The sequence below is a fragment of the Mycolicibacterium iranicum genome, assembly GCF_002101705.1.
In the GTDB taxonomy this organism is placed as follows: domain Bacteria; phylum Actinomycetota; class Actinomycetes; order Mycobacteriales; family Mycobacteriaceae; genus Mycobacterium; species Mycobacterium iranicum.
The window spans coordinates 21781-40500 of sequence record NZ_LQPC01000050.1 but is presented as its reverse complement, the minus strand read 5'-3'; the positions used below and the strand labels follow the sequence as shown (position 1 = coordinate 40500).

General features: G+C 67.3%; 15 protein-coding genes. 6 read left to right on the top strand and 9 right to left on the bottom strand.

Features of this window, described 5'->3' with window-relative positions; genetic code table 11:
- Nucleotides 1-2 precede the first annotated feature (2 nt).
- The 4 genes from AWC12_RS24815 to AWC12_RS24800 are packed head-to-tail and all read right to left on the bottom strand — an operon-like array spanning nucleotide 3 to nucleotide 5559.
- A complete protein-coding gene (locus AWC12_RS24815) occupies nucleotides 3-1286 on the bottom strand; it encodes a bifunctional glycosyltransferase family 2/GtrA family protein (protein WP_085177680.1) in 1284 nt (427 codons plus the stop codon).
- Between the two features lie 20 nt (nucleotides 1287-1306).
- On the bottom strand, nucleotides 1307-3193 hold the full coding sequence (locus AWC12_RS24810; protein ID WP_085177678.1) for an ArnT family glycosyltransferase: 1887 nt from the start codon (nucleotides 3191-3193) through the stop codon (nucleotides 1307-1309).
- A 22-nt stretch (nucleotides 3194-3215) separates the two neighbouring features.
- Entirely contained in the window at nucleotides 3216-4877 is a 1662-nt protein-coding gene (locus AWC12_RS24805; protein WP_085177676.1) for a sensor histidine kinase, read from the bottom strand.
- Nucleotides 4855-5559, bottom strand: a complete 705-nt coding sequence (locus AWC12_RS24800; protein WP_024449236.1) for a response regulator transcription factor — start codon at nucleotides 5557-5559, stop codon at nucleotides 4855-4857. Before AWC12_RS24800 ends, AWC12_RS24805 begins: the two co-directional genes overlap by 23 nt.
- 178 nt (nucleotides 5560-5737) lie before the next feature.
- On the opposite strand from AWC12_RS24800, the gene AWC12_RS24795 reads away from it, so the two are divergent.
- The 5 genes from AWC12_RS24795 to AWC12_RS24775 are packed head-to-tail and all read left to right on the top strand — an operon-like array spanning nucleotide 5738 to nucleotide 11775.
- Nucleotides 5738-6286 (top strand): hypothetical protein, encoded by a 549-nt coding sequence (locus AWC12_RS24795; protein ID WP_085177674.1) that lies wholly within the window; start codon nucleotides 5738-5740, stop codon nucleotides 6284-6286.
- Nucleotides 6287-6339: 53 nt separating this feature from the next.
- Nucleotides 6340-7317, top strand: a complete 978-nt coding sequence (locus AWC12_RS24790) for an oligopeptide ABC transporter permease OppB (protein WP_085177672.1) — start codon at nucleotides 6340-6342, stop codon at nucleotides 7315-7317.
- The gene (locus AWC12_RS24785) at nucleotides 7314-8228 is read left to right on the top strand and encodes an oligopeptide ABC transporter permease OppC (protein WP_420087738.1); all 915 of its coding nucleotides are present in this window, start codon (nucleotides 7314-7316) and stop codon (nucleotides 8226-8228) included. Before AWC12_RS24790 ends, AWC12_RS24785 begins: the two co-directional genes overlap by 4 nt.
- The gene (locus AWC12_RS24780; RefSeq protein WP_085177670.1) at nucleotides 8225-10060 is read left to right on the top strand and encodes an oligopeptide ABC transporter ATP-binding protein OppD; all 1836 of its coding nucleotides are present in this window, start codon (nucleotides 8225-8227) and stop codon (nucleotides 10058-10060) included. Before AWC12_RS24785 ends, AWC12_RS24780 begins: the two co-directional genes overlap by 4 nt.
- 11 nt (nucleotides 10061-10071) lie before the next feature.
- Nucleotides 10072-11775 carry an oligopeptide ABC transporter substrate-binding protein OppA gene (locus AWC12_RS24775; RefSeq protein ID WP_207576480.1) on the top strand — a complete coding sequence of 568 codons (1704 nt, stop codon included), beginning with the start codon at nucleotides 10072-10074 and terminating at the stop codon, nucleotides 11773-11775.
- Here the strand turns inward: AWC12_RS24775 and AWC12_RS24770 are convergent.
- The 3 genes from AWC12_RS24770 to AWC12_RS24760 are packed head-to-tail and all read right to left on the bottom strand — an operon-like array spanning nucleotide 11765 to nucleotide 16867.
- Nucleotides 11765-13030 carry an alpha/beta fold hydrolase gene (locus AWC12_RS24770; RefSeq protein ID WP_085177668.1) on the bottom strand — a complete coding sequence of 422 codons (1266 nt, stop codon included), beginning with the start codon at nucleotides 13028-13030 and terminating at the stop codon, nucleotides 11765-11767. The two genes, AWC12_RS24775 and AWC12_RS24770, sit on opposite strands and share 11 nt — an antisense overlap.
- Before the next feature lie 46 nt (nucleotides 13031-13076).
- Entirely contained in the window at nucleotides 13077-15731 is a 2655-nt protein-coding gene (locus tag AWC12_RS24765; RefSeq protein WP_085177666.1) for an AAA family ATPase, read from the bottom strand.
- A complete protein-coding gene (locus AWC12_RS24760) occupies nucleotides 15728-16867 on the bottom strand; it encodes a metallophosphoesterase family protein (protein ID WP_085177664.1) in 1140 nt (379 codons plus the stop codon). The genes AWC12_RS24765 and AWC12_RS24760 overlap by 4 nt, the downstream gene beginning before the upstream one ends.
- A 123-nt stretch (nucleotides 16868-16990) precedes the next feature.
- Here AWC12_RS24760 and AWC12_RS24755 point away from each other — a divergent pair, with 123 nt between their 5' ends.
- The gene (locus AWC12_RS24755) at nucleotides 16991-17509 is read left to right on the top strand and encodes a SixA phosphatase family protein (RefSeq protein ID WP_085177662.1); all 519 of its coding nucleotides are present in this window, start codon (nucleotides 16991-16993) and stop codon (nucleotides 17507-17509) included.
- A gap of 50 nt (nucleotides 17510-17559) precedes the next feature.
- Here the strand turns inward: AWC12_RS24755 and AWC12_RS24750 are convergent, their stop codons facing one another.
- Both AWC12_RS24750 and AWC12_RS24745 read right to left on the bottom strand, forming a co-directional pair.
- Nucleotides 17560-18105: a DUF3558 domain-containing protein gene (locus tag AWC12_RS24750; protein ID WP_024449226.1), complete on the bottom strand. Its 546-nt coding sequence runs from the start codon at nucleotides 18103-18105 to the stop codon at nucleotides 17560-17562.
- Entirely contained in the window at nucleotides 18102-18707 is a 606-nt protein-coding gene (locus tag AWC12_RS24745) for a DUF3558 domain-containing protein (protein ID WP_024449225.1), read from the bottom strand. The genes AWC12_RS24750 and AWC12_RS24745 overlap by 4 nt, the downstream gene beginning before the upstream one ends.
- Nucleotides 18708-18720 lie beyond the last annotated feature (13 nt).

The following is an 18720-nucleotide window of genomic DNA, read 5'->3' as shown; positions in this document are numbered from 1 at the left end:
GGTCATCGGGTGGTTCCTTCGGTGACGAGGCGGCGGGGATGGAACACCCAGCCGCGCAGGAGGACGAACCGCACCGCGGTGGCGACCAGATTGGCCGCGACGAGAACCGCCAGCTCGACCAGGTGGTGCGGGGATGCGACGGTGGCGTGCAGGATTCCGAGGGCACCGCTGGTGATGGTCAGGGCCACGCCGAACACGAACAGGCCTTCGACATGGTGGCGGGCCAGCTGTGAGCGCTTCCTGACACCGAAGGTGAAGCGCCGGTTGGCGGCCGTGTTGCCGACCGCGGTGACAAGGAGGGCCGTCAGGTTGGCCAGCTGCGCACCGGCCCATGGCTGCAGCTGGATGAACAGCACAATGTAGGCGACGGTGGACGCAACACCGACAGCGCCGAATCGAACCGCCTGCCGCAACAGCGATCCCGGCGCGGCGGAGTCCCTGGACTCACCGAGCTGCGCAGCGATGGTGTTGACCGGGATCGTCCCGGTGGCGAACCCGCGCAGGAGCCTGCCGATTCCTTTGAGGTCGGCCGCGGCGGTGGCGACGATGTCGACCCGACTGTCCGGATCATCGACCCAGTCCACCGGGACTTCGTGGATCCGTAGCCCACTTCGTTCCGCGAGGACGAGTAGTTCGGTGTCGAAGAACCATCCCGTGTCCTCGACGTAGGGAAGCAGTTGGGCGGCGACATCGGAGCGGATTGCTTTGAATCCACACTGAGCATCTGAAAAGCCCGCTGACAACGTGGATTTCAGGATCAGGTTGTAGCAGCGTGAGATGATCTCGCGCTTCGGCCCGCGCTGGACACGGGCGCCGCGGGCCAGCCGGGTGCCGATCGCGAGGTCCGAATGACCGGAGATCAACGGCGCGACGAGCGGGGCGAACGCGGCAAGGTCGGTCGACAGGTCGACGTCCATGTAAACGAGTACCGCGGCGTCGGACTGCGACCACACCTGGTGCAAGGCGCGGCCGCGACCCTTCTGCTCCAACCGGACCACCCGCACGTCGGCGAGCTCGGCGGCGAGCTCCGCCGCGATGCGCGGGGTGTCGTCCACACTGGCGTTGTCGGCGATCGTGATCCGCGCGGGGAACGGCACCGAGTCGTGGAGGTAGCGGTGCAGGCGGTGCACCGAATCCGCGAGCGCGGCCTGCTCGTTGTAGACCGGGACCACGACGTCGAGCACCGGAGCCCCCGTGGCCCGCGCGGCCATCGCGGCATTGGGCCGGGCCTCGAAACGACCTTGCCGAAACGGGATCTCAAGGATGGTGTCTGTCATGTCAGCCATGCTCGTGGGCGGATGTGTGCTCATCGTGGGCCGGAGCTATGCCCTGGCTGTGAGATGACGGGCGGCTGGGTCAGGTCGTACACGGCGGTCCCGTCCACCGTCAGCTCCGGATAGCGGGCCTCGACCCACTCGCGGATCGCCGTGGATTCGTGGGTGTCGTTTCCGGTGCGGTGGCCCATCATGGTCGTCGGGCCGACGATGAAGTAGTGGATTCGGCCCTCGTCGACGTAGCGGATGAATTCGTCGAGCGTGGGCGAGGGGTCGGTGCCGTTGAACCCTCCGATCGCCATCACGGGCGCACCGGTCGCCAGCTGATAGCCCGCCGCGTTGTTGGATCCGACAACCGCTGCGGCCCAGGTGAACTCGTCGGCGTCCTGGGCCAGCAAGCTGATCAGATCGGGATGAGGCTGCGGGGAGCTCAGCAATCCGCCACCGGCGAAGCTGCTGTGGACACGTGACGGCCCGACCGACGGGATCGCACCGCTGTGCGGTGACGCGGCCGTCGCCAACGAAAACGCGGCGGGGCCGGCAAGACATGACACGATCGCCAAACCCGCGATCCCCACCGCCACACGGGCGCGCAGTCTTCCGACGACGAGGAGGAGCACTGCGGCCCCCACTCCCCCGACCGCGACAGCGACCCGGAGCCACGGCATCCAGTCGCTGTGGCGTCCCAACAGGACGGCGGCGAGAACCGCGGTGACGGCCACGGCGCCCGCGAGTGCGGTTGCCGACCTGATGTCGTGGCGCCGCTCCCACAACAGCGTGGCAACGATTGCGATCACTGCCGCGATGGCCGGGGCGAGCGCCACCGTGTAGTACGGGTGGACGATGCCGTTCATATAGCTGAACACCACAGCCGTCACCAAAAGCCAACCACCCCAGAGGATCAGCGCAGCACGCGTGGCATCGGTGCGTGGTCGCCCCTGGGTGATGACGAGACCCGCGGTGAGCATGATCAGCGCGGCGGGCAACAGCCATCCGATATCGGCACCCATGCCTGACCCGAACAGCCGACCCCAGCCGACGTCGTGGTTGAGATTTCCGAGCCCACCGGGCTCGTCGCCGGTGAGCCTGCCGATCCCGTTGTACCCCAGGGTGAGTTCGAGGATGCTGTTGGTCTGCGAACCGCCGATGTAGGGCCGCGCCCCCTTGGGCCACAGGTCGACGAGCAGCAGGTACCATCCGGCCGACACCCCGACGGTGAGTGCCGCCAGCAGCGCGTCGGTGATGCGGCGCCGCAGCGGCCGTTGTCCCGCAACCAGATACGTTCCTGCCAACGCGGGCAACACCAGGAATGCCTGCAGCATCTTGGTCAGGAATCCGAACCCGACCGCCACCCCCGCGGCGATCAGCCACCAACGGCGGGCATCCTTCTCACACGCGCGCTGCGTGCAGTACGCGGCGAGCACCACAAGCAGCACCAGCAGCGCGTCCGGATTGTTGTAGCGGAACATCAACGCCGCCACGGGCGTCAGGGCCATGACCGCGCCTGCCAGAAGGCCGGCGCCGGGTCCGCTGACCCGGCGTACCGCCGCGTACAGGACCGCGACGGTCGCCACCCCCATGAGGGCCTGCGGGACGAGCACACTCCACGGGTTCACCCCGAACAATCGCACCGAGAGGTCCGTCACCCACAGCGCGGCGGGTGGCTTGTCGACGGTGATCGAATTCGCGGCGTCACTGGACCCGAAGAACATCGCCGTCCAGCTCTGCGAGCCCGCCTGCGCGGCCGCCGAGTAATACGCATTTGCCCAGTTGCTGGCGCCGAGTCCCCACAGATAGAGACCTGCGGTCGCCATGAGCAGCACAGCAAGGCCGGTCCGTGGCGAGCAGACGCGAACTCGCGCGCCCGAGCGCTCAGGCGCGCGGGTGTGCGTCTGCTCGTCCGGGATCAGCAGGGTCACCGGACGAGCATCGGTGGCCCGGCTAGGCGTCTGATGGGGGCGAACTGTGCCGCAGCTGTGAATCGCCGGGCAGGCTCACCGTGAATTCGGTTCTGCCCTCGACGCTCTGCACGTCGATCGTGCCGCCGTGCGCACGCACGACGGCAGCCACGATGGCGAGCCCGAGGCCGGTGCTGCCACCGATGCGGGAGCGCGAGGTGTCCCCGCGGGCGAAGCGTTCGAACACGTTCGGTTGCAGCCAGTGCGGGATGCCCGGGCCGTCGTCGAGGACGGTCAGGACCACGTCACCGCGGTCCCCTACCGCGAGTGAGGTGGTGACCGTGGTTCCCGGCGGGGTGTGGGTGCGCGCATTGGCGAGCAGGTTCGCCAGCACCTGATGCAGGCGGGCTTCATCGCCCGCGACGGTGACCGGCTCGTCGGGAAGGTCGAGTTCCCAGTGGTGGTCGGGCCCCGCAATGTGGGCGTCGCTGACAGCGTCGACGACCAGCCGGGTGAGGTCCACGCTGTCGCGCTGAAGCGGTCGCCCGGTGTCGAGACGCGCGAGCAGCAGCATGTCCTCGACGAGGTGCGTCATGCGGGCCGTCTCGGATTCGACGCGGTTCATCGCGTGGGCGACGTCCTCGGGCAGCTGCGCCTGTTTGCGTTGCGCGAGTTCGGTGTAGCCGCGGATGGCAGCCAGCGGCGTACGCAACTCGTGGCTGGCGTCGGCCACGAACTGGCGCACCCGGGTCTCACTGGCGTGCCGCGCCGACAGCGCGCCGGCGATCCGGTCGAGCATCCGGTTCAGGGCCGCGCCGAGCTGTCCGACCTCGGTCTGTGCAGCCAACGGGTCGACGTCGACGATCGGGGTGGGTAACTTCACCTCGCCGCGGTCGAGTTCCAGATCGGCGACCTGCTGGGCGGCTGCGGAAACCCTTGTCAGCGGAGCAAGTTGGCGCCGGACGATGACGACGCCGACGGTGCCGGCACCGATGAGAGCGACGGCCGCGACGACGCAGAAGATCACCACGACCCAGAACAGCGTGTCGTCGACGTCGGAGGTCGGCAGTCCGGCGACGACTGCTTCTCCGGGAATGTGGGACGGGAACGCAACCACACGGTAACGGCCGAGTCCGTCGAGATTCACCGTCTGGGGCTGCTCGTCCACCGGCACCGTCGCGAGTTCCTGCGCCGCAGCACTGGATATTTCGGCGCGGGAGCCGTCGGAGGCGATCATCCCGGCTTCCTGCGCGCGCCCGTCCGCCACCACGGCGCCGACGGTCAGGATGGCTTGGCCGGGCGCATTGAGAAACGCCGGCCCCGGCCCCTGGTCGTCACGGATCATGATGCGCGGACCGTGCCCCGGACGCGGCGGGAGCGGGAAAGCGGTCATCGCCGGTGCCCGCATGCCGGGCGGTATAGGTGGTATTCCGGGCGGCATCGGGGCCATGCCGGGCGGCATCGGCGCCATGCCGGGCGGTGGCGGCGGCCCGAACTCGAAGATCGCAGAGGACCTGCGGCCCGCCTCAATGACCTGTTCGTCGAGCTGATTCATCAGAAAGCGTTGCAGCGCAAACTCTGTGGCGATGCCGATACCCGCGCAGACCACGGCGAGCAGGACCACCTGGGTGACGATCAGCCGGGTCCGGAGTGTCCAGCTACGCGGGGAGAACCGCGGGCGCTCAGCGCGCAGGCTTGAGGACATACCCCGCACCGCGCAGTGTGTGAATCATCGGCTCCCGTCCGCTGTCGATCTTCTTTCTCAGATAGGACACATACAGCTCGACGATGTTGGAGCGTCCGCCGAAGTCGTAGCTCCAGACGCGGTCGAGAATCTGCGCCTTGCTCAGCACGCGCTTGGAGTTGCGCATCATGAACCGCAGCAGTTCGAATTCCGTTGCGGTAAGGGTGATGATCTCACCGGCGCGGGTGACTTCGTGGCTGTCCTCGTCGAGCACGAGATCGCCGACGACGATCTTGGCGCCGCCTTCTTCGGTCGTCACGCCGGTTCGCCGCAGCAGCGCTCGCAGCCGCAGCACCACCTCCTCGATGCTGAACGGCTTGGTCACGTAGTCGTCGCCGCCTGCGGTCAGGCCCGCGATACGGTCCTCGACCGAGTCCTTCGCGGTGAGCAACAGCAGCGGCAGGCCAGGCACCTGCTCGCGCAGCTTGCGCAGCACCTCCAGGCCGCTCATGTCGGGCAGCATCACGTCGAGTACGACGACGTCCGGCGGGTTCTCTCGGGCGATCGCAATAGCCGACGCGCCGTCACCGGCGGTGGAAATGTCCCAGCCCTCGTAGCGCAGCGCCATCGACACCAGCTCGGCGAGCACTGCCTCGTCGTCGACGACGAGAACGTGGATGGGGCTGCCGTCGGCGCGCCGCATGACGACCCGGCCGGAGCCGTCTGAGGGAGCGCTGTGCGGGGTGGCCACTGACCCATTATCGGACGCCCCGCTAGGCGCGCACTGTGCCGTTCCTATGTGCACGCTGTGAGGCTGCCGTCATAGAGCACGCTGATCGCCCACACAGCTTGCCCACATCAACGACGACCAATCTGGTGCCATGACCACCGAGCATGACCCCACCGACACGGTGTGGGGCACCCCGCAAACCGCGCCGAAACCGTGGGGACTTCGGCAGACGCTGATGGCCGTCGGCATTGCCGCGGCGATCGCCGGGCTGGGCGGTGCCGCCGTCTACGCGGCCACCGGAAACACGTCGTCGCAGTTCATGGGACCGCCACCGCATCCACCGGGAAGCGATGGCGGCCCTCAGCCCGGCGCGTTCGGCCCCGGCGGCGCGCGCCACGGCGGGCAGCACGGCCCACCCGTGCACGGCCAGGTCGTCGTCGCCGACGGCGCGGGCGGGTTTGTCACCATGATGAGCCAGTCCGGAATCATCACCGCCACGACGCCGGATTCCATCACCGTGCGCAGCGAAGACGGGTTCACCCAAACGTGGTCGACGTCGACCGGCCAGGGTTCGCGGTTCGACGTGGACGACAGCGTGATGGTCCAGGGTGAGCAGTCCGGCGCGGCGGTTACCCCGACCGTCACCGAGGTACTCGACCCCGTGCGCACGCCTCTTTCGGCCGCGCCTGGCGGGCTGTAGCAACGCGCATCTCCTAACCTGGGGCGCATGCAGCACCTCGGCGGAAGCACCGGATGACCCGCTTCCTCGCGCGCCGGTTGCTGAACTATGTCGTCCTGCTGGGGCTGGCATCCTTTGTGGCGTTTGCTCTGACGTCCCTGACGTTCTCTCCGCTCGACAGCCTGCTGGAGCGCAATCCCCGACCGCCCCAGGCCGTCATCGACGCCAAGGCCGCCGAGCTCAACCTCGACAAGCCGATCCCGATCCGATACGCGGACTGGGTTTCCGGCGCTGTCCGCGGCGACTTCGGGACCACCGTCGCAGGTCAGCCCGTCTCCGATGAACTGTGGCGACGCATCGGAGTGAGCCTGCGGCTGGTGATCATCGGCTCGGTCGTCGGCACCGTCGTCGGTGTCCTGGCCGGGGCATGGGGCGCGATCCGGCAGTACCGGCTCTCCGATCGTGTCATCACCACGCTGGCGCTGCTGATCCTGAGCACGCCGACGTTCGTGATCGCCAACTTGCTGATCCTGGCGGCGCTGCGCGGCAATTCGATCCTGGGGATGCAGGTGTTCGAGTACACCGGCGAAACCTCCACCGACGCCGTGGGCGGGGCGTTCGACCAGTTCGTCGACCGGCTGCAGCACCTGGTGCTACCGACACTGACGCTTGCGCTGGTGTCGATCGCCGGGTTCAGCCGCTACCAGCGCAATGCGATGCTCGACGTGCTCGGTCAGGACTTCATCCGCACCGCCCGAGCGAAAGGACTCACCCGACGGCAGGCGCTTCTGAAGCATGGACTCCGCACAGCGCTGATCCCGATGGCGACCCTCTTCGCCTACGGGGTCGGCGGGCTGTTCACCGGCGCGGTGTTCGTGGAGAAGATCTTCGGCTGGCACGGCATCGGGGAATGGTTCATCCAGGGCATCACCACGCAGGACACCAACATCATCGTCGCGATCACGGTGTTCACCGGCGCGACGGTGCTGCTGGCCGGACTGCTCTCGGATGTGCTGTACGCGGCGCTGGACCCGAGGGTGAGGGTCTCGTGACACGCGAAGAGCATCTGAGCGCGCCCGAGGTCCAATTCGTGTCCCGCCGCACGCTGGTGTGGCGCAGGTTCCTCCGAAACCGGCCCGCGGTGGTGTCGCTGTTCGTGCTCGCCGCGCTCTTCATCGCCTGCTACGCGTTGCCGCCGCTGCTACCCTACACGCACACCGATCTGGACTATTACGCGCTGCAGCAGCCGCCGAGCACGACGCACTGGTTCGGCACCAACGCCCTCGGCCAGGACGTGCTGGCACAGACATTGCGCGGAATGCAGAAGTCGATGTTGATCGGTGTCTGCGTGGCGTTCCTGTCGACGTTGATCGCCGCGACGGTCGGTGCGGTGGCGGGATACTTCGGGGCGTGGCGAAACGCCGCGCTGATGTGGCTCGTCGATCTGCTGCTGGTGGTTCCCGGCTTCCTGCTGATCGCGATCGTCACCCCCCGCATCCAGGACTCCGGGACCGAACTCTGGCTGATCCTGCTGCTCGCGGCGTTCAGCTGGATGATCAGCGCCCGCATCGTGCGAGGTCTGACGATGAGCCTGCGCGAACGCGAGTTCGTCACCGCCGCAAGATATATGGGTGTCAGTAACTGGCGCATCATCGTCCGGCACATCATCCCGAACACGGCCTCGATCCTGATCATCGACACCACGCTCAACGTTGGCCTGGCGATACTGGCCGAAACCAGCTTGAGCTTCCTCGGATTCGGCGTTCAACCGCCCGACGTGTCGCTGGGCACGTTGATCGCCGACGGCACCCGCTCGGTGACGACATTCCCGTGGGTGTTCCTGTTCCCGGCGGGCGTGCTGGTGCTGATCGTGTTCTGCGCCAACCTCGTCGGCGACGGACTCCGCGACGCGCTCGACCCCGGAGTGCGGACCGCACGCCGACGCCGGAAGGCGCGCGCATGAGCCTGCTCGAGGTGCGCGACCTGCACGTCGCCTTCCCCACCGAGAACGGACTGATCCCCGCCGTGCGTGGCCTGGACTACCACGTCGACTCCGGTGAGGTCGTCGCGCTGGTCGGCGAGTCCGGTGCGGGCAAATCCGCAGGCGCCATGGCCGTCATCGGGTTGCTACCCGAATACGCGGAGGTGACCGGGTCGGTCCGCCTGCACGATGACGAGCTTCTGGGGCTGTCGGACAAGCAGATGTCCCGCATCCGCGGCGCCAAGATCGGCACGGTGTTCCAGGATCCGATGTCGGCGCTGACGCCGGTCTACACCGTCGGCGACCAGATAGCCGAGGCCATCCGGATCCACCGGCGCGAGATCGACGCGCGTGCTGCGCGTACCCGGGCCATCGAGCTGCTGGAGCTCGTCGGCATCGCGCAGCCCGAGCAACGTGCGCGCGCGTTTCCACACGAATTATCCGGCGGCGAACGGCAACGCGTCGTGATCGCCATCGCGATCGCCAACGATCCCGACCTGCTGATCTGCGACGAGCCGACGACCGCGCTGGATGTGACGGTGCAGGCCCAGATCCTCGACGTGCTCCGGACAGCTCGCGACGTCACCGGCGCCGGCGTGCTGGTCATCACCCACGACCTCGGCGTGGTGGCCGAGTTCGCCGACCGCGCGTTGGTGATGTACGCGGGCCGGACAGTCGAGACCGCGCCGGTCGCCGACCTCTATCAGGACCGCCGAATGCCTTACACCGCAGGGCTTCTCGGTTCGGTGCCGCGGCTTGATGCGAGGCAGGGCGCGCGGCTGGTGCCCATCCCCGGCGCTCCACCGTCGGTGTCCTCGCTGCCGCCCGGCTGCCCGTTCGCCCCGCGCTGCCCGCTCGCCATCGACGAATGCAGCACGGCGGAACCGGAATTGGCGCTCGTCACCCCCAACCATCACGTCGCGTGCATCCGCAGCGAGCACGTCGTGGGCCGCAGTGCAGCTAACATCTACGGAGTGTCGACGGCGGCACCGCCGGAGCCGGTCACTCGCGACGACTCCGTCGTACTGCGCGTCACCGACCTGACGAAGACCTACCAGCTGACCAAGGGCGTGGTCCTGCGGCGTCGTATCGGCGAGGTGCGCGCCGTGGACGGCATCAGTTTCGAGCTGCCCGCCGGCCGGACGCTGGGCATCGTCGGTGAGTCGGGTTCGGGCAAATCGACGACACTGCATCAAATTCTGGATCTGACGGCACCGCAGTCCGGCAGCATCGAGGTCTTGGGACGCGACGTCGCAGCCCTCGACCGCGCTGGACGCCGGGCTCTTCGTGGTGATCTGCAGGTGGTGTTCCAGGATCCGGTGGCGTCGCTGGATCCTCGTCTACCCGTATTCGACGTGCTGGCAGAGCCGTTGCAGGCCAGTGGTTCCGGTCGGGAGGCCATCCGCGAGCGGGTCGGTGAACTCCTGACCGTGGTGTGTTTGCGCCGCGAGGACGCCAGCCGGTACCCGGCCGAGTTCTCCGGTGGTCAAAAGCAGCGCATCGGCATCGCGCGGGCACTTGCGCTGCAACCCAAGATCCTTGCGCTCGACGAGCCCGTGTCCGCGCTCGACGTGTCGATCCAGGCGGGCATCATCAATCTGCTGCTGGATCTGCAGGACCGCTTCGGGCTCGCGTATCTGTTCGTGTCGCATGACCTGTCCGTGGTGCGACATCTCGCCCACCGGGTGGCGGTGATGCACAGGGGCGTCATCGTCGAGCAGGGCGACGGCGAGCAGGTGTTCGAGAACCCGCAGCACGAATACACCCGACGGTTGCTGGCCGCGGTTCCCCGCCCGCACCCCGATCCCGGTTAGAGTCGACGCCTATGAATGCGCGAGCAGACACAAAGTCGCACGGTTTGACCCTCAGAGGTGCGATTGTGCGTCTGCTCGCGGTAGGGGCGGTGGCGGCGCTGGTCTTAACCGGCTGCTCCAGCGGCACCAACGAAGTCCCGTCGGCTGGCGGCAACGCAGAGCTGGGTGCGACGGACGACATCAATCCGCAGGACCCGGCGACGCTGCAGCAGGGCGGGAACCTGCGACTGTCGCTGCCGCTCTTTCCCGCCAACTTCAACTATCTGCACATCGACGGGAACAGCGAATTCGGCAGACCGTTGCGGGCGACGATGCCGCGCGCCTTCTTCATCAAGCCGGACGGCGAGATGACGGTCAATACCGACTACTTCACCGACGTCGAGCTGACCAGCACCGACCCGCAGGTTGTGACGTACACGATCAACCCGAAAGCCACATGGTCGGACGGCACTCCCATTACGTGGGAGGACTTGGCGTCTCAAATCAATGCGACGAGCGGTAAGGACAGGCGGTTCCTGTTCGCATCCCCCAACGGCAGCGAGCGCGTCGCGTCGGTCACCAAGGGCGTCGACGACCGGCAGGCGGTCATCACATTCGCACGACACTTTGCCGACTGGCGCGGCATGTTCGCCGGGAACGCCATGCTGTTTCCGAAGGCGATGACGTCAGATCCCGAGGCGTTCAACAAGGGCTTCCTCAACGGCCCGGGACCGTCGGCGGGCCCGTTCATCATCACGACCGTCGATCGGGGCGCACAGCGAATAATATTGACCCGCAACCCGAAATGGTGGGGCACGCCGCCGCTGCTCGACTCGATCACCTACAGCGTCCTCGATGACGCTGCGGTGATTCCCGCGCTCGAGAACAACGCAATCGATGTAGCCGGACTGTTGACGCTGGACGATCTCGAGCGTGCCCGCCGCGCCCAGGGCGTATCGATCCGCCGGGCGCCTGCGCCCAGCTGGAGCCACATGACGTTCAACGGCGCCGAGGGCGCGCTGCTGTCGGACCCTGCGCTACGGGCCGCGATCGCCAAAGGTATTGATCGCCAGGCCATCGCGGCAGTGACGCAACGTGGGCTCACCGACAATCCCGCGCCGCTGAACAACCACATCTACCTGGCCGGCCAGGAGGGCTACCAGGACAACAGCATCGGCTTCGACCCGGAGGCCGCCAAGAGCGAGCTCGATGCGCTCGGGTGGCGACTCAACGGCCAGTTCCGCGAGAAGGACGGAAAGCAGTTGACGCTCCGCGATGTCTTCTACGACGGGCAGAGCACCCGCGCCACGGGTCAGATCACGCAGAATCAGCTCGCGCAGATCGGCGTCAACGTCCAGCTCATGCCGGTCGCGGGCGGTTCGCTGTTCACCGATTACGTGATCCCGGGCAACTTCGACATCGCCCAGTTCGCCTGGGGCGGTGACGCATTTCCGTTGGCCAGCCTCACACAGATCTACGCCGACGGCGGAGAGAGCAACTTCGGCAAGATCGGTAGCCCGGAGATCGACGCCAAGATCGAGGAGACCCTGTCGGAGCTGGACCCGGCCAAGGCCCGCGAGCTGGCCAACGAATTGGACAAGATGATCTGGGCGGAGGGTCACAGCCTGCCGCTGGTGCAGTCAGCCGGGAACGCGGCCGTCCGAAGCAATCTCGCGAACTACGGCCCCGCCGGAATCGGGGACATCAACTTCTCGGCGATCGGCTTCATGAAGTAGACGAGTTGGCGATCTCCCGCACGGCCTTGGGCACCGCACCGGGTACCGCCGATTCCGCACGGGCGGCCACGGCGATGGCGCGTACCAGCAGCCGGACGGTGAGATTTGCAGGCAACGCGTCCAGCTCTGCAGATCGCGAACCCAGTTCGTGAATCGCGCCGGCGTGCATCGCCTTGCAGATCTCCAACGCCGCGTGCTCACGGGTGTCGAGGATGCTGTGGCCCGCGGTCGGCAGGTCTACGAGCACCGAGTCGGGGATCAGGTCGACGACGCGACGCGCCACGTCCGGCGGCGTGGTCAGGTCACGCCCTCCTGAGATCACCGCCGTCGGCCACGTGAAGCGGGGCATCGCCGACGGCAGATCGTAGGGCTCGGCGACGAATTCCACGTCCCCGGTGGCCATTTCACGAAAGGCAATCGCAGGGTCGAGCGGTCCGCCGTCGGGCACGGCGCCGTAGTTCAACTCGCGGTAGGCGATGCGCTCGACGAGGTCCGGCTCGTGGTGGTACGGCGTCTTGCGCTCCAACAGTTTGCGGGTGCCGAGACCGACCGCCGCCCACAGCAGATCGCGACCCGCCAAAAGCAGATCGAGCTGGCGCCGCAGAACGTCGGGACCGGCCGCTCCGTACATGTCGCCGATCAATTGCACATCCTTGGACGACAGCACTCCATCTGCGGCCAACCGCCGCACCCGCGCCGCGAGATCGGCACTTCCGGGCTCGGCACCGTCCCACAGCACCCTGCGGGTCTGCGTGCGGACCACGTCGATGTCATCGGCCGACAGCAGCGGTGAATCCAGCACCATCGCGTGCACGCGGTTCGGGTGACGCACCCCCATGCCGGCGGCCAGATACGACCCGTAAGAGGTGCCATAAACGATGGCCTTGTCCACGTTGGCGTCGTCGAGCACAGCAGCGATGTCGTCCACCGCGGCGTCGACGGTCAGCGCCTCCGGCGGCAGGTCCTTTCCGGCGTCATCGTGGCGTGACAGCCCGACTCCGCGATGCTCGACCATGATGACGTCGAGGCCCGCAACGGCGGCGCGCCGACGGAAGGCCCGGTAGAGCGCGATCGACGCGGCACCCGGCCCGCCGGGGATGACGACGAACGGGTGCGCCGACTTTCGGCCGGTTCGTACGTAGAAAACGTCGAATCGCTCGTTCCCGCCGGCTCGGACCGGCCTGCGCACCGGACGCACCCCCGGCAGCGCCGCGAGCTTGTCATGCGCCCGGCGACGCCTGGCATTCATCGTCATCAAGCCACATTGTGCCTTGCACATCGCCGGGCGGCACCCGACCCCGTCAGCCCGCGATCAGCTGGATGTGCTGCGCGCTGCGGACGTCGGCATAACGCTGCGGGCTGCACGTCAGGATGATGACCTGTCCGTCACCGGCGACGGCGTCGAACACCTCTGCCATCTTGGTCAATCGATCGGCATCGGAGAATCCCAGCGCGTCGTCGATGACGACGGGCACGCTGTCCTCCTTGGCGACCAGCGCGGCGCTGGCCAGACGGGCGACGATCCCCAACTGCTCCTTGGCGCCCCCGGACAGCGACTCGTACGGCACCGTGCGACCCGACAGCGTGCGGTGCCCGATGCGGAGCGCGCTGTCGACGTCCACCTCGAACGTCTCCCCGAAAACGATGCGCCCCAACCGTTCCACCTCGCCACGGTACGGATCGACGTAGCGCTGCCGCATCGCGTCACGATGACGGCCCGTGACCGACCTGAGCAGCTGCGCAGCCCGAGCCCGGCGCTGGACCCGGACAAACTCCGACTCGGCCCGCTCGCGCTCGGTTTCGGCGGCATCCAGGCTGCCCTTGCGTCCCTCGGTGCCGAACACCTTCAGTTGCGCCGCCACCTCCCGCAGCGCATCCACAACCGCCTCGCGCCGGACGTCGACGACCCGGACGCTGCGCTCGGCGTCGGCCAGAGTGGCCGCCACCTCCGCCGGGTGATGACGGGCCAACTCCTCGCCGAGCTGTGCGACGAGGGCTGCGGCTCTGCCCGCCGCCTCCGCGTCGGCTTCGGTCTTGACGGCTAGCTCGTCGTCGCCGATCACCTCGCGCTGTTCGGCCAGACGCCTGCTGCAGGCGGCGAGTTCACTCTGCGCGGACTGCAGCTTCTCCATCAGGCGCGCTGCGTGCAGTTCGCGCTTTGCCTGCAGCTTGCCGGCTTGTTCGGCAACCTTCGCGTGGGTCTCGCAGTCTCGGATGGCTTCCTGGTTTGCGGCGATCGCTTCGATCAGTTCGAGCCGCTGAGCGCCCGGGTCCAGTGATTCAACGGTGGCCGGATCGAACAGGCCGTCCTCGGCGGGTAGCCGGGCCGCCACGACCGCCAACCGTGCGCGCAATTCGTCGGCGGAGCCATCGACGGTCAGCGCCTCGAGAACGGCACTCACCTGCTGGCGGGCAGCACGCAGCTCCTGCCTGCGACGTTCGAGCGCCCTCGCGGCCGCGACATCGGCAACACCGGCCCTTCGCAGGGCCTCGGCCAGTGTGCCTGTCGCTGCATCAAGCCTTGCTTTGGTGGTGGCGGCCGACGCACCGGGCACGACCCGTATCGACAGCACGCCCGGAACGTCGAAAGCGGCCGCCGACGAAATGCCCGCAGCCCATGTCTCGCCGGCGCTGACCGTCGCGACCTCGTCGCCCGTTCGGACCTCCACGTCAGCCGTCGCGACCACCTCGATGTGCGCCGACGTCTGCTCGACGGCAGCTGCCGCTCGGTCCACGACGACCGCGGCTTCCTCGATGGCCGTCATCAGCGTGTCGGTCAGCGTCATCGAGTCGAGTTCGCGTGCCACGGAGTCGAATTCGCGTAGATGCCGTTCGAGGGTGGCGATTCTGCCGGTGAGGCGATCCGCTTCCTCGCGATCGGACAACCTCTGGACAGCGGTACGCGCGGCGTCGACACGCTCCTGGCTGGCAGCGACCACCGTCTTGGCGTGCGCGGCGGTCTCGTCGGCAGCCACCTTCATTTCGCGGGCGGTGTCGAGATCGTCTGCGGCGGCGTCGCATTCGGCTTGCAGCCGCTCGATCGCCGCGATCCGCTCGTCGATGTCAGCACGTGTACGACGCCGCTCTGTGAGCGCGGTCTGCGACGCCGCGTGGGTGGACGTCGCGGCCTCGGCACGCGCGCTCGCCTGGTCGAGTTCACCCTGCAGTTCGGCGACCTTCTGCGCGGCCTCGGCGGCAGCCGCCATCCGCTCTGCGGCAATGGCACTTTCTCCGGTGACGACGGCCAGATCAGCGGTCAGCGTCGCGTGCCTGCGCGCCGCGTCCTCGACTTCGGCTACGGCAGCAGCGCACCGAGCCACATCCTGATCGGCGTTCTGCAGCCGGGTGGTCGCGGCAGCCCATTCGCCGGTGGGGCGCCCTGTCGAGGTGAAATAGCGCCGGTATTCGACTTCGATGCGGTCGACGAGAAGGCTGTCCGCCGCACCGCCGGCAGCGGGTTCGTCGTCGACCTCGCCGGCGACCAGGTCGAGCGCCCGCGACAGCGCATCGCAGCTGGAGAGATCCGCTGCGGTGGTCGGTGCGGATTGCAGAACCCGTTGCGCCTGCCACAGGTCGAGGTCCACCGTTTCGGCGAGCATCGCCCGCACCCGTTCGTGTGCCTCGTCTCCGGTGAGCTGCTCCCGACGCGGCGCGACGACCGTCAGTTCAGTTTCGGGCTTCTTGTGAAATCGCTTGCGATACACGAAACGGTAGGGCCCCGCGGAGATCTCAGCCGTCACCTCCGCTCCCACGTCGGCGTGGGTGGGCTTGACCTGCTTGACCTCCTTCTTGGACGAGCGGTCTTTGGATTCCAACAGCAGGTCGAGCGCTTCGAGCATGGACGATTTGCCGATCTCGTTCGCGCCGCTGACAACCACCACGCCACGATCGGGAAACTCGATGTCGCGGTGGGTGATTCCGCGGTAGTTCGTGAGTACCAGACGATGGAGTTTCATGCCGCCCCTCCTTCAGCCAGCCGCAGCAGCAGGGCGAGTGCGGCGCGCGCGTCCTCGGCATCGTCACCGGCTGCGCGGGCTGTACTCACCAATTCTTCGACGGCAGCGGCCGCGAACCCTCCGATGCCCAGATCGTCGAACTCCCCATCGGCGGGCATCACGGCGATCTCGGTCTGCTTGTCCCACGGCACGAGAGCCGCAAACAACCGCGCATAGCGGTCCAGGCAGGTGTCCAGCGCTGCGCGGTCGGTCACAGTGAGCGAACCCGTGAGCCCCAACCGGATCACCGTGCGCTCCTTGTCGGGCATCTGGTCGAGGTTGATGTCGAGATCGGCCACATCGCGGCTGTTGTCCACGGAGTGCTTCAAGGACATGAATCGCCAGGCTCCCACCCGGTGTGGGTCGACCTTCACCGCACCGTCATCGTCGATATCCACCGCGAGCACATGGCCGGGGTCGGGCTCGATGTCGTCGTAGTTGGTCACCTCGGGTGAGCCCGAATACCAGATGCGCCCCGTCGACCCCACACTCATGCGGGAGTGCTTGTCCCCCAACGCGACATAGTGCACAGCACCGCGCGCGATAGCGGCCTCCACGGCGCCGAGTCCGATCAGCGAGGCCCTGTCCTTGTCGGGCACCAGGATGTCGACGGCGCCGTGGCCGACGACAATGCGGGTCACTCCGTCCGCCTGCAGTCCATCGAGCACCTCGGCGACGAGGTCGGTGGTGGGCGCCTTGGAAAACCACGGCGCGGCAACCAGTTGCAGGCCCGGCCGCACCTCGTGAACACCCGCGGTGTCGAGCACGGTCACGTTGTCCGGCTTCTCGGACGAGAACAGCGCACTGGTGTACACCGACGATGCATCCAAAGGATCGTGATTGCCGGGCAGCAGGTACACCGGCACCGTGATGCCACGCATCACCTCCAGCGCCGTGCTGACCTCACGCGGGGCGAGCTGGTTGTGCTCGAAGACGTCACCGGAGACGACGACGAATTCGGCGCCGAGGTCGGCGGCCAGCGGCCCCAGCGCGGCCACCGCAGCGCGCCTGGCAGCCGAATACCGTGGCTGCGCATCCCCGTTGAGATAATGACGGGTCATTCCGAGCTGCCAGTCAGCCGTATGGAGAAAACGCATCTCAGCCCGTCCTTTCCCGTCTGGCGCCCTGGGCGCCCTCGTTTTCCTGAAGGGCACCGTTACTGTAGGTCCGGCCTCCGACAAGTCCGTGGACGCGCACCGGCATGCCCTACGGTTAATGAGATGAGCGACCGATACCGCACCCTGCTGCTGCTGCGCCACGCCAAGTCCGATTACCCGGACGGGGTTCCCGACCACGACCGTCCGCTGGCGCCGAGGGGTATCAGGGAGGCCGCGCTGGTCGGCGATTGGATCAGGGCGAACGCGGACGGAGTCAATGCCGTGTTGTGCTCCACCGCCACCCGCACGCGTCAGACTCTGGAGCGAACGGGTATCACCGCCGTGGTCGAGTTCGTCGACCGGATCTACGACGCGACGCCCGGCGTCGTCATCGAGGAGATCAACGGCGTACAGTCGCGATTCGGCGACGAGGTGTCCACGCTGTTGGTGGTCGGACACGAACCGGTGATGTCTTCGCTCGCGCTCGGCCTCGCAGACGAGGAATCGAGCAACGGGACTGCCGCACAGCAGCTTTCAGCGAAGTTCCCGACATCTTCGATCGCGGTGCTGCGCTCCACGGCGCCGTGGGATCAGTGGGCGCTGCGCGGCGCCGAACTCGTGGACTTCCATACCGCGCGCTGAGCGCGCAATTTAACCGGAGCGTGCTGAGCGCGCAATCCAACCGGAGCGCGCTAGGCGCGGGTTGCGAGCGTCAACTCCATCAGTTTGATCGCCATACCGCAGGCATCCATGCCGGGCGTCTGCGGGTTGACCCACCATCCGACGACGCCGGCGGCGTCGCTGGCGACCCCGCACGCGCCGTTGGGATCATTGGGCCGCATGACGATCGATTCGATACCGGCGACCGAGCGATTCTCGATCTGATACTGCAACTGTTCGGCGACGCTGCGCTCGTTGTCGAGGCTGCCGGTCTCGAACCAGAAGCGGGTGATATCCACCAGTCCCGCCGGGTTGGCGGCCTGCCAGCGGCAGATCGCGCCGACGAACGTGCTCTGAATGTCGAGCGGATCGGCACCCACCGTCTCGGCGAGGATGTCCTCGGTCAGGACGTCGCACTCCTTCAGCAGGTTCGGGTACTTGCGTTCGGAGTTGTCGTTGCGGGGGACGTCACCGGAGCCCGACTTGGCTGCGGTGCCCTCGACCGTCTGCGTACAGCCGGTCAGCAGCGCCAGACTGGCCATCGCAGCGATCGCCCCGGCGAGCAGGCGGCGGGTCATTTGGAGTTCACAATCGACTGGCGGGTGAGTTCTTTGGCGACTTCACACGCGTCCGGATAGGGCGGCTGCGAGTAGCTGATCGACCATTCGATGAAGTCGTCGTTGAACTGGATGCCGACCTCGCACAGGTTGACGCCGATCTTGGGATCGGGGTCCTCGTTGATGCCGATGAATCCGTCGTGGCCCTCGATGTTGATGTCTTCGACACTTGTCCGCGACAACTCCATCGTCTTGCGCTCACGACCGATGGGACTTCCGCGGAACCACGAGAACGAGAAGTGGGGACCCAGGATGGATCCACCGGACAGCCACTGGCAACCGACCGAGGTCTTCGCGGTGTTCACCAGGCCGGGGACCTCGGTCAATTGGGCGATCGTCTCATCGCTGATTCCGCCGCATTCGGGGAAGAACGGGCCATGCGAGACGTTCTGCTGCGGCGCTTCCGTCGACGGCACGGCGGGGCCCTGTGGTTCGGAGTCCGAACATGCTGCAAGCACCGGGATCAGGGCTACAGCAACAGCCAGCGCCCGGCGCACGCGAGGAGCAGAAACCGACGCCGACGGTCGGCGATGCGTGCGGTAGCTCGGGGTCACGCCATGCACTGTAGCGGCAGCC

What these genes read in the sequence shown, in the direction of transcription:
- AWC12_RS24815 (WP_085177680.1), bottom strand. Translation starts at nt 1,286, where the DNA reads ATGGCTGACATGACAGACACCATCCTTGAGATCCCGTTTCGGCAAGGT.
- AWC12_RS24805 (WP_085177676.1), bottom strand. Translation starts at nt 4,877, where the DNA reads ATGTCCTCAAGCCTGCGCGCTGAGCGCCCGCGGTTCTCCCCGCGTAGC.
- AWC12_RS24800 (WP_024449236.1), bottom strand. Translation starts at nt 5,559, where the DNA reads ATGCGGCGCGCCGACGGCAGCCCCATCCACGTTCTCGTCGTCGACGAC.
- AWC12_RS24795 (WP_085177674.1), top strand. Translation starts at nt 5,738, where the DNA reads ATGACCACCGAGCATGACCCCACCGACACGGTGTGGGGCACCCCGCAA.
- AWC12_RS24790 (WP_085177672.1), top strand. Translation starts at nt 6,340, where the DNA reads ATGACCCGCTTCCTCGCGCGCCGGTTGCTGAACTATGTCGTCCTGCTG.
- AWC12_RS24780 (WP_085177670.1), top strand. Translation starts at nt 8,225, where the DNA reads ATGAGCCTGCTCGAGGTGCGCGACCTGCACGTCGCCTTCCCCACCGAG.
- AWC12_RS24775 (WP_207576480.1), top strand. Translation starts at nt 10,072, where the DNA reads ATGAATGCGCGAGCAGACACAAAGTCGCACGGTTTGACCCTCAGAGGT.
- AWC12_RS24770 (WP_085177668.1), bottom strand. Translation starts at nt 13,030, where the DNA reads ATGACGATGAATGCCAGGCGTCGCCGGGCGCATGACAAGCTCGCGGCG.
- AWC12_RS24765 (WP_085177666.1), bottom strand. Translation starts at nt 15,731, where the DNA reads ATGAAACTCCATCGTCTGGTACTCACGAACTACCGCGGAATCACCCAC.
- AWC12_RS24760 (WP_085177664.1), bottom strand. Translation starts at nt 16,867, where the DNA reads ATGCGTTTTCTCCATACGGCTGACTGGCAGCTCGGAATGACCCGTCAT.
- AWC12_RS24755 (WP_085177662.1), top strand. Translation starts at nt 16,991, where the DNA reads ATGAGCGACCGATACCGCACCCTGCTGCTGCTGCGCCACGCCAAGTCC.
- AWC12_RS24750 (WP_024449226.1), bottom strand. Translation starts at nt 18,105, where the DNA reads ATGACCCGCCGCCTGCTCGCCGGGGCGATCGCTGCGATGGCCAGTCTG.